The 10,370-nt window shown below is 52.2% G+C and carries 8 protein-coding genes and 1 pseudogene; 5 read left to right on the forward strand and 4 right to left on the reverse strand.

Annotated features, from left to right (window positions below):
• The first annotated feature begins 107 nt into the window (after positions 1-107).
• The 4 genes from purH (at position 108) to HMPREF3050_RS10525 (ending at position 4,568) form a co-directional block, all read left to right on the forward strand.
• The gene (gene purH, locus HMPREF3050_RS10510; RefSeq protein WP_070774757.1) at positions 108-1,688 is read left to right on the forward strand and encodes a bifunctional phosphoribosylaminoimidazolecarboxamide formyltransferase/IMP cyclohydrolase; all 1,581 of its coding nucleotides are present in this window, start codon (positions 108-110) and stop codon (positions 1,686-1,688) included.
• Positions 1,689-1,954: 266 nt separating this feature from the next.
• Entirely contained in the window at positions 1,955-2,668 is a 714-nt protein-coding gene (locus HMPREF3050_RS10515) for a helix-turn-helix transcriptional regulator (RefSeq protein ID WP_070774759.1), read from the forward strand.
• A gap of 118 nt (positions 2,669-2,786) precedes the next feature.
• Positions 2,787-3,380 (forward strand): glutathione S-transferase family protein, encoded by a 594-nt coding sequence (locus HMPREF3050_RS10520; protein ID WP_070774761.1) that lies wholly within the window; start codon positions 2,787-2,789, stop codon positions 3,378-3,380.
• A 534-nt stretch (positions 3,381-3,914) separates the two neighbouring features.
• Entirely contained in the window at positions 3,915-4,568 is a 654-nt protein-coding gene (locus HMPREF3050_RS10525; protein WP_070774763.1) for a cysteine hydrolase family protein, read from the forward strand.
• Positions 4,569-4,736: 168 nt separating this feature from the next.
• Here the strand turns inward: HMPREF3050_RS10525 and HMPREF3050_RS14920 are convergent.
• The 4 genes and pseudogenes from HMPREF3050_RS14920 to fnr all read right to left on the reverse strand — a co-directional run.
• A pseudogene (locus tag HMPREF3050_RS14920) lies at positions 4,737-4,799 on the reverse strand (transposase); the annotation flags it as partial.
• A gap of 93 nt (positions 4,800-4,892) precedes the next feature.
• Positions 4,893-6,485, reverse strand: a complete 1,593-nt coding sequence (locus HMPREF3050_RS10530) for an L-lactate permease (protein WP_070774764.1) — start codon at positions 6,483-6,485, stop codon at positions 4,893-4,895.
• A 387-nt stretch (positions 6,486-6,872) separates the two neighbouring features.
• Complete coding sequence (locus tag HMPREF3050_RS10535; RefSeq protein ID WP_070774765.1) at positions 6,873-7,946, reverse strand: MBL fold metallo-hydrolase; 1,074 nt, start codon at positions 7,944-7,946, stop codon at positions 6,873-6,875.
• 79 nt (positions 7,947-8,025) lie between these two features.
• Complete coding sequence (fnr, locus tag HMPREF3050_RS10540) at positions 8,026-8,760, reverse strand: fumarate/nitrate reduction transcriptional regulator Fnr (protein ID WP_009311137.1); 735 nt, start codon at positions 8,758-8,760, stop codon at positions 8,026-8,028.
• 143 nt (positions 8,761-8,903) lie between these two features.
• Between fnr and hemN the strand changes: the two genes are divergently transcribed.
• Positions 8,904-10,325 carry an oxygen-independent coproporphyrinogen III oxidase gene (gene hemN, locus HMPREF3050_RS10545; RefSeq protein ID WP_070774766.1) on the forward strand — a complete coding sequence of 474 codons (1,422 nt, stop codon included), beginning with the start codon at positions 8,904-8,906 and terminating at the stop codon, positions 10,323-10,325.
• Positions 10,326-10,370: the final 45 nt, after the last annotated feature.

Consider the following 10,370-nt stretch of genomic DNA (forward strand, 5'->3'; position numbering starts at 1 on the left):
TTGAATTGCCCAAGAGAACGCCATCGGAGCTAAACATCTCATCAAATTTTGTTTCATTTTTGCGCTAGCAGCGTGTATCGATTAAACCTTCAAAAAAAGGAATCCCCATGCCTTCCATCAAACGCGCCCTGATCAGCCTGTCCGACAAGACAGGCGCAGTCGAATTTGCCCAAACCCTGCACAAACTCGGTGTCGAAATCCTCTCTACCGGCGGCACGGCGAAGCTGCTTGCCGATGCGGGCGTTCCCGTGATTGAAGTCGCCGACTACACCGGTTTCCCCGAAATGCTCGACGGCCGCGTGAAAACGCTGCATCCGAAAATCCACGGCGGTATTTTGGGGCGGCGCGATTTGGGCGAACACGTCGCCAAGATGGAAGAGCACGGCATCGGCAACATCGACCTCGTGTGCGTCAACCTTTACCCCTTCGCCGCCACCATCGCCAAGCCAAACTGTACGCTGGAAGATGCGATTGAAAACATCGACATCGGCGGCCCGACCATGGTGCGCTCCGCCGCGAAAAACTGGAAACACGTTGCCATCGTTACCGACACCGCCGACTTCCCCGCCATTGCCGCCGAAATGGAAGCCAACGGCGGCGCGTTGAGCGACAAAACCCGCTTCAACCTGTCGCGCAAAGCGTTCAGCCACACCGCCCAATACGACGGTATGATTTCCAACTACTTAACCTCACTTTCAGACGACGTCTTGAGCGGACAGCCCGAAATCGGCGAATTCCCCAGCCAGTTCAACCAAAGCTGGATTAAAGTGCAAGACATGCGCTACGGCGAAAACCCGCACCAGCGCGCCGCGTTCTACCGCGATGTGTACCCCGCCGCAGGCAGCCTCGCCGCCTACAAACAACTGCAAGGCAAAGAATTGTCGTACAACAACATCGCCGATGCCGATGCTGCTTGGGAAGCCGTCAAATCCTTCGATGCGCCCGCCTGCGTGATTGTGAAACACGCCAATCCGTGCGGCGTCGCCGTTGCAGCCGATACATTGACCGCCTACAAACTCGCCTACGCCACTGACACCACCAGCGCGTTCGGCGGCATCATCGCCTTCAACCGCGAAGTGGACGGCGAAACCGTGAAACAGATTACCGACAACCAATTTATGGAAGTCTTGATGGCGCCAAAATTTACCGCCGAAGCCCTCGAAATCGCCGCCGCCAAGAAAAACGTGCGCGTATTGGAAGTGCCTCTAGAAGCAGGTGCGAACCGCTTCGAACTCAAACGCGTCGGCGGCGGACTGTTGGTACAAACGCCCGACATCCACCGCATCAGCCGCGCCGATTTGAAAGTCGTCTCCAAACGCCAACCGACTGAGCAGGAGTGGAACGATTTGCTGTTCGTCTGGAACGTCGCAAAATACGTCAAATCCAACGCCATCGTGTTCGGCAAAGGCGGTCAAACCTACGGCATCGGCGCAGGCCAAATGAGCCGCGTGGACAGTACCCGCATCGCCGCCCGCAAAGCGCAGGACGCAGGTTTGGACTTAAACGGCGCGTGTGCCGCCTCTGATGCCTTCTTCCCCTTCCGCGACGGCGTGGACGTCATCGCCGAACAAGGCATCAAAGCCATCATCCACCCCGCAGGCTCGATGCGAGATCAGGAAGTTTTTGACGCGGCGGACGAACACGGCATCGCCATGGTGGTAACGGGTGTTCGCCATTTTAGGCATTGATTCAAGTTTGATTGAAGCAAAGGTCGTCTGAAAACTATTTTCAGACGACCTTTCGTGCAATTGCCATGACTCCTTAACCGCTTGGTAGTAAACGAAATCGAATCGGAACCCTTGCCCATTCAAGCCCGAACCTGCTACTCTTCCGCTTCCCATGACGGCCATGCCTGATGCAGCAATGCGTAGGCAATCAGGCTGCCCGGTTATCCGCATATTTCAGAAATCAAACAAACTGCCCCCTTCCTCAAAGGAAATCAAGGAGACCCACCATGCCCAACCGTACCGACCGCCTGCTCAAACTCTTGCAGCTTTTGCGCACCAGCCGCCATCCGAAAAGCGCGCAGCTGCTGGCGCAGGAGCTGTGCATCAGCGTGCGCTCGGTATACCGCGACATCGACACGCTGCGCCATCAGGGCGCGGTGATAGACGGGGAAGCGGGCGTGGGCTTTGTGTTGCAGCAGGATTGCAACCTGCCGCCGCTGATGTTCAGCGAAAACGAGCTCGAAGCGCTGATGCTAGGCATGCGCTGGGCGGCGGCGCATGCTGATGGCGAAATGGCGGAGGCGGCACGCTCGGTGTTGGGTAAAGTGCACGCAGTGCTGCCCGCGCGCTTGGCGGAGCAGGCAGAAGCCCATGCGGTGTATCCGATTAACTGCGCGACGACGTTCGGACACGACGAAGAACACGTTCTGGCGCAGGTGCGGCAGGCTTTGCGGCAGGAGCAGACACTCAGTTTCAGCTACACCGATGTGCAAGGGCAGGCCAGCCGACGCACGGTGTGGCCGGTGGCGTTGGGCTATTGGGACAACGTGCGGCTTCTGGCGGCTTGGTGCACCTTGCGGCAGGCATTCCGCCATTTTCGTTGCGACCGCATCGCTCAAATTCAAACCGGCGCAGCCTATCCCATGCCGCACCGCCTGCTGCTGCAACGCTGGCGGCAGCATGAAGGGCTGGATTTGAGCGCGTTTGATTTGAGCCACTAGTGCGATGCGGTTTGACCAAGACCATGCTGCTGACAGAAACTGACACAGCCATGAGGTATCCTGACTGGGTTTTAGACAGCCTGCAAACACCTCACCCACAATTGGACAAGGAAACATCATGAGCAAAATCACCCTCTATACTGCAAATCCTTCACGCGGCACAAATGTACGCTGGATGCTGACCGAATGCGGCGCGGATTACGACAACGTGGTGCTGGATTACCCGCAGCTCAAAGAGGCGGACTATCTAGCCATCAACCCGATGGGCAAAGTACCTGCTATCAAACATGCTGGGCAAGTGATTACCGAATTGCCCGCCATTCTCACCTATCTGGCCGAGCTTTTCCCCGAAAAACGGCTGATCCCGGCTGCGGGTACTCCGGAGCGCGGGCAATACTACCGCTGGCTGTTGTTTGGTTCTCAGCTCGAATACGCCATTCTCGACCGCTGGCGTCAGGTGCCGCAGAGCGAGGAATGGCGCCGTTCCCTCGGCTACGGCGATTTCGATACCGCGCTGCATACCCTGCAAACCCTGCTGTCCGACGGCCGCGAATACGCCGTGGGACAACATTTTAGCGCGCTCGATATATACTTGACCGCTCTCTTGAGCTGGGGCATGTTCCGCGCCCAAGTGCTGCCGAACGCTGAACCGTTTGCCGGCTATATGCAGCGGCATTTGCAACGGGAAGCGGCGAAGGCGACGTTGAAATAAGGTGCTGCGCAAAAAAAGGCTACCTGAATCTTCAGGTAGCCTTTTTTTGTAGAAATTCCTAGGGACTGTGTTGCACGTTTTATTTGTTTGGGGCTGTGGCGGTTGGTATGGCAAGGTTTTTGTACCGTTTATTTTTACCATTGGGGAGCAAAATCAGCTTGCGATAGGGATATTGCCAACAATTTTTGCTTTCTAGAGGCATATTTTCTTTTAAACAACAGTTTTATTCATAGTGTCCCATATTTTGAAAATACAGGGGAATCATGGAATTAATAAAAAATTAATGAATAAAAATAATCGCTTAAAAATGATAATTGATTAGAGTGTTAACCTTAAATACAACAAAAATTATATTTACTGCGAGTATTGTTACAAATCTTAAAATATTTACTAGCTATACAACGATTATCCTGATATTATACCGTTCATCATAAATATACCGATTATCGTTAAATTAAACCATTTGTCTGGTCAGTGATTGAACGGAGCAATCCTGATTCTGTTTGCAGAATTAAATATAGAGAGCCATATCTTATGACTACCGTTGCAATCGACATCCAACCGCAATTTCGCTTTACCTGTATGGCTGCTAATGCAACCCATTTTTTGTTGCGTCCGGAAAATATGGTTAATGAACTTAACCGCCAGGCAGCGTTGGCAGATAAAAGGGTTTTAATTGAGAATGTGAGCATTGATCCGGAGAGCATTTGTGCGACCGTCGTCAATCGCAACGGTGTCATGTTCGGCCGACCGTCCGGTTTTTTCAGCCAATGCGCCGGAGGTTGTCGCGGGACGCATTTGCTCCAAGGCTTGCCCTCTCCGGCAGATTACGATCATGCGCTCGAATTAAGCGGTAAACATGTTCACGGTGCTTGTTTTCATGAAGCCAATGAGGCAAACAGCACAGGCCTGTTGGAATGGCTGCACGAACAAAAAGCCGATACTGTCATTATTGGCGGATTGGCCATCGAAGAAACTGTCGCCAATACGGCCAAGCAATTGTCTTGGTACAGCGATAATCTTCATATTATTGTCAATCTCGGTGCCTGCCACGGCTATGCGCCTGAAAGCACCATCGAGACTATCTACCAAATGCGGAAAATGGGCATCACTGTTGCTCCGAATGCCGAAGCCATTCCAGAGCTGATGCGTCGTTTCTCTGGCATAAACCAGGTTAAAGTGTCGTAATCTCTTGCTATTACTCCCAGCTGCAAGAGTTTCTTAGGGTCGCCTTTTGGCGGCCCGTTTTTTATCTGCATTTTTTATAGCGGATTAGCTTTAAACCAGTACGGCGTTGCCTCGCCTTAGCTAAAGAGAACGATTCTCTAAGGTGCTGAAGTACCAAGTGAATCGGTTCCGTACTATCTGTACTGTCTGCGGCTTCGTCGCCTTGTCCTGATTTAGAGTTAATCCACTATATGATGGTAGGGAAGGGGAGTATTGACTAACTGTTTGCTTCATAAAAAAGGTCGTCTGAACATTTTTCAGACGACCTTTTGCGTTACAAGGTGCTTACCTTAGAGGGAAGAAAATAATTGCTATGGCGACAGCAATCACACCGTAAATCGCCATGGGGATGACGGTTTTCTTGATAATCGCACCTTCGGCGTTTTTCACGTCCAGTACGGTACATACGGCGATGATGTTGTTGATGCAGACCATGTTGCCCATTGCGCCGCCGACGGATTGCAGGGCGAGGATGAGGGTCACGGACAGGCCTGTATCAAGGGCGATTTGTTGCTGAATCGGGCCGAATGTCAGGTTGGATACGGTGTTCGAACCGGAGAAGAATGCACCGATAGCGCCAAGGTAAGGGGAGAAGTAAACCCAGTGTTCGCCTGCCATCGCGGCAAACTCTTTACCGATGATTTTCACCATGGAGTCGTCGCCGCCGACCATCATCAGTTGAACCATAATCAGCGCGCCCATCAAGGCAAGCAGCGGTTTTTTGGTTTGGTTGAACGTTGCAGCGTAGAAAGCCCAGGCGTCTTTGAATTTGGTTTTATAAAGCAGGATACAAATCCAAACGGTAAAGACAAACGGAATCCATGCGGGAACGTAGAGAGTTTGGTATGACGCATTGACGCCTTGTCCGAAAATATTGCCGAAGGTAATGGTCAAAGAGTCGCTGACGGTGATTTTGCTCAAATCAAACGGCAGTTGGAAGCTGAACCATTCTTCTTTGCTGGTCAGCAGGCCTTTGATGCCGAGCTGTTTGATACGGGTAACGACCAGCATACCGATCAGCATACCCAGAGGGGCAAGTGCTTTGGCGACTTGGGCGAAAGGTACTTTTTCGGCATTCGGGTCTTTCGGATGGTCTTTGCTTAAGCCCCAGCCGTGGTTGGCTGCGAATACGGATACCATCAGGCCGATTGCGCCGGCAACGAGTGATGGGAATTCTTCGTTGACCATCGCCAATGCGACATAAGGAATGGTACAAGAGAAGACGGCGATGCCGATGAAGCCTAAGTTTTTACGGATTTCAGACCAAGGCACGATGAAGCTCAAGCCGATGACGGGGATGATGAAACCTGCGAAGAAGTGCATCACGCCGGTTTGTCTGCCGATGGCAAGGATGTTTTCGGCACTCAGGTTTAATGGTGCGAAACCGAACCAAGTCGGCGTACCCACTGCGCCGAAAGATACAGGCACGGAGTTCATAACCAGCGTAAAAATCGCCACTTTCAACGGGTTGAAACCCAGGCTCATCAGAATCGGGGCGGCAATCGCAGCAGGCGTACCGAAGCCGGATGCACCCTCAATCATAAAGGCGAACGACCAGCCGATAATCATCAGCTGCGCCACAGGATTCGGGCTGATGGTCGCCAGCCATTTGCGGATAATGTCGATACAGCCGGTGGTTTCCATCATACGGTTGAACATGATCGCACCGAAAATCACGGTAATTGGCGTCAGTGTGGAAACCAGGCCGGACGCTGCGGTTGCGTTGAGCAGCATAGCGTCGTCTTTGAAATAAAACAGCTTGATGGCGTAAATCAGCGCGGCGGTAATCGGCAGCGCGATGTAGGAAGGCATACTGTTTTTCTTAACCATCAGCCAAATCAGCAGGATGATGGGAAAAATGCTGAGGAATAGTGCCATGGTGAATCCTTAAATCGGCGTTGTTTATCAATTTTTATCATGATGTCGGATGCGGGAGAGATACCGAACCTTAATCTGAGAGTAATTACCAAATAAATTGGTAATACCAATTCAAAAGAATGCCGCATACTTTACGTAATACGATGTAATCGGTCAAGTGATTTATACGCGAACCGCGCGTTGCAAAATAAGGTCTTCGGCTGAGGGGAAATTAGTTTTTTATTATCAGAATATTGCAAAACGGATAAACGGGAGAAGGAGAGAAATGTTGGAAATGCTGCAACAGGTAAATTCAAAAAAGGTCGTCTGAAAACAGCTTCCGCTTCGTCGGTATTTATGCCCTGATGGAATGTGCTGTATTTGTTTTCAGACGACCCCTGGGTAGCTTTATTGTAAAGGTTCGGCAAACCAGTCTTGCGTGGCGGTATCGGCATCGAAGACTTGCCCCATCAGCGGGGTCAGCGGATTTACGCCCAAACTGCGTGCCAGCGGGATGCTTTGCAGCAGGGGTTCGTTCCAAGCGTGCAGTGCCATGGCGTAGGCGCCCCAGTGGATGGGCATGAAGCGTTTGGGGGCAAGCTGCGCGGCATAGCGGGCGGTTTGCTCTGGGAAGAGGTGATTGTTGGGCCAATGTTCGCTGTATTGCCCGTTTTCGATGAACGCGATATCGAATCCGTTGAATTTTTCGGCGATTTTGTCGAAATGGCTGCCTTGTGCCGAGTCGCCGTGAAAATAGAATTTTTCGCTGCCGTGTTCGATGGCAAAGCTGGACCACAGGGCTTGGTTGTGGTCGGTCAGGGTTCGGGATGAATCGTGGCGGGCAGGTAGTGCGGTGTAGCGGATGCCGTTGCGTTCGGTACTTTGCCACCAATCGAGTTCGGTAATGCGCTCTTGCGGCACGCCCCATTTTTTCAGCAGTACGCCCATGCCGAGTGAGACGATGAAATGGCTGTTGCCTTTTGAATTGAGTGCCTGCACACTGTCTTTTTCGAGGTGATCGTAGTGGCTGTGTGAAATCAGGATGACATCGACGGGCGGCAGTTCGTCGATTTCTGCGGGCGCAGGCTGGAAGCGTTTCATGGTGATGGGGATGGGGGAGACAGAGTTGCCGAAAACGGGGTCGGTAATGACGGTTTGCCCGCCGATCCGCATCAATAGGGTGGAATGTCCGAACCAGACGAAACGGCTTTTCCCTTCGGGTGCGGCGAGGAAGGTTTGCCAATCGGGCTTGACGGTAGGCAGAGGTTTAGGCGGGCGCGTTGCCTGCGGGTCGGTCAGGATCTTCCAAAATGCGCCGGTCAGGCCGGTCGGTTTCTGCTGCGGTTCGGGGTTGAAGAAGGTTTGCGTTTTGGGGTCGTAATGGTCGCTTGCGGGGTAAACGGGATGTTGGTCGGGATAGAGCCAGTAGGCGAGCAGGGCGCAGACAGCGGTCAAGGCAATGAGTTTTTTCTTGTGTTTCATAATTGGTTTTTATGAAGAAGGTCGTCTGAAATTTTTTCAGACGACCTTGGGTTCTGTTTGAAAATAGTCTCGGTATCCATCAGATGGCGTGCGAACAGCCGGACACCATTTTTTTGAGGGCTTGCGAGTCGAGGATTTTGATGTGTTTGTGTTCGACCGAAATCAAGCCTTCGTGGTGGAACTTGGACAGTGTGCGGCTGACGGTTTCCAGTTTCAGCCCCAAATAGCTGCCGATTTCTTCGCGCGACATCCGCAGAATGAAATCGTTGGCGGCAAATCCGCGCGAGTAAAGGCGTTGGGACAGGTTAAGCAAAAACGCCGCCAGACGTTCTTCGGCGCGCATATTGCCCAAAAGTAGCATCACGCCTTGGTCGCGCACGATTTCGCGGCTCATCAATCTGAAAAAATGGCTTCTCAGGCTGGGGATGTTGTGTCCCAGCTCTTCGATGTGGGTGAAGGGCAGCTCACACACTTCGCTGTCTTCCAAAGCCACCGCGTCGCAGCTGTGGACATGGGAACAAATGCCGTCCATGCCGATGAGTTCGCCGGACATAAAAAAGCCGGTAACCTGATCGCGACCGTCCTGACTGGCAACCGTGGTTTTGAAAAAACCGGCACGGATGGCAAACAGCGACGCGAAAGGCTCACCGGTGCGGAACAGATATTCACCCTTCTTCAAGCGGCGGCTCTGTCGGATGACCGCGTCCAATTGGGCAAACTCATTGGGCAAAAGCCCGACAGGCAGGCAGAGTTCACGCAGCGAACAGGAAGAACACAGGGTTTTCATCTGATGCATAGCATTGTGTGTGGTCATAAAACACCCTTAAAATTAAGGTTTTTATCCTGTCATGATTATGTAAGTTATTGACACATATCAAGACAGGTTTATCATACTGTGGCATTCTACCAAACTATCCGAAAATTGCCTAACATCATTACTCTAATCACGCACACGCCATGAAAGTAATACCAATACAAAATAATCACAATAGAAACAATGACAAGCCTGAGTTCGACCGCGAACTCATTGCCAGCCTTCCTTCCAGCGGTCCGCGCTACACTTCCTACCCCACAGCCGACCGTTTTCATGACGGATTTCGCGAAGCCGAATATATCAATGCCTTGAATCAGCGCGGTATGGGGGCTTTGAACAAGCCCCTTTCGCTTTATATCCACATCCCCTTCTGCAACACCATTTGTTACTACTGCGGCTGCAATAAAATCATCACCAAAGACAAAAGCCGCGCCGATGCCTACATCGAATACCTTGAAAAAGAAATGGAGCTGCTCGCCCCGCATCTGGGCGGACGGCATCAGCTCGCGCAACTACACTTCGGCGGCGGTACGCCGACTTTCTTGAGCGACGACCAAATCGAACGCGTATTCCGCATGATACGCAAACATTTCCAACTTATCCCCGGCGGCGAATACTCCATCGAAATCGACCCGCGCAAAGTCAGCCGCGAAACCGTCCTCATGCTCGGCAAGCTCGGCTTCAACCGCATGAGCGTCGGCATTCAGGATTTTGATCCTAAAGTTCAGGAAGCGGTCAACCGCATCCAAAGCTACGACGAAACCAAAGAAGTCATCGATGCCGCCCGCGAAGCCGGGTTCAAATCCGTCAGCGTCGATTTGATTTACGGCCTGCCGCACCAAACCGCCGAAAGCATCAAAACCACCATCGACACTGTCTTGTCGCTCGATCCCGACCGCCTTGCCCTTTATCACTATGCCCATCTGCCGCATATCTTCAAGCCGCAACGCCGTATCGATACCGAAGCCGTTCCCGGCAGCGAAGAAAAACTCGATATGCTGCAATACTGCGTCCAAACCCTGACCGAACGCGGCTACGTCTTCATCGGTATGGACCACTTCGCCAAACCCGATGACGAACTTTCCATCGCCCTCAAAGAAGGCTTCCTCCAGCGCAACTTCCAAGGCTACTCGACCTACGCGGACTGCGATTTGGTTGCCATCGGCGTATCTTCCATCGGCAAAATCGGCAGCACCTACTCCCAAAACGAACGCAACATCGACGCCTACTATGCCGCGCTCGATTCAGGACACCTGCCCATCATGCGCGGCTACCAGCTCAATCAGGACGACCTTTTGCGCCGCAATATCATCCAAGATTTGATGTGCCGCTTCGCTTTGGATTATCGAATCTACGAAAGCGTGTTCGGTATCCCGTTCGACCGCTATTTCAAAGACGAACTTGCCGACTTGGAACAACTTGCCTCCCTCGGACTCGTCCGCCTGAAACCGCACGGACTGACCGTTACCCCCAAAGGCCGCTTCCTGATACGCAATATCGCCATGGTGTTTGACTACCACCTGCGCCACAGGGAAACTAAAGCCCAATATTCGCAAACAGTGTAAACAGGAACGGAAAAGGTCGTCTGAAAATTTTCAGACGACCTTTGT

It is taken from the genome of Neisseria sp. HMSC065D04 (genome assembly GCF_001815675.1).
GTDB lineage: Bacteria > Pseudomonadota > Gammaproteobacteria > Burkholderiales > Neisseriaceae > Neisseria.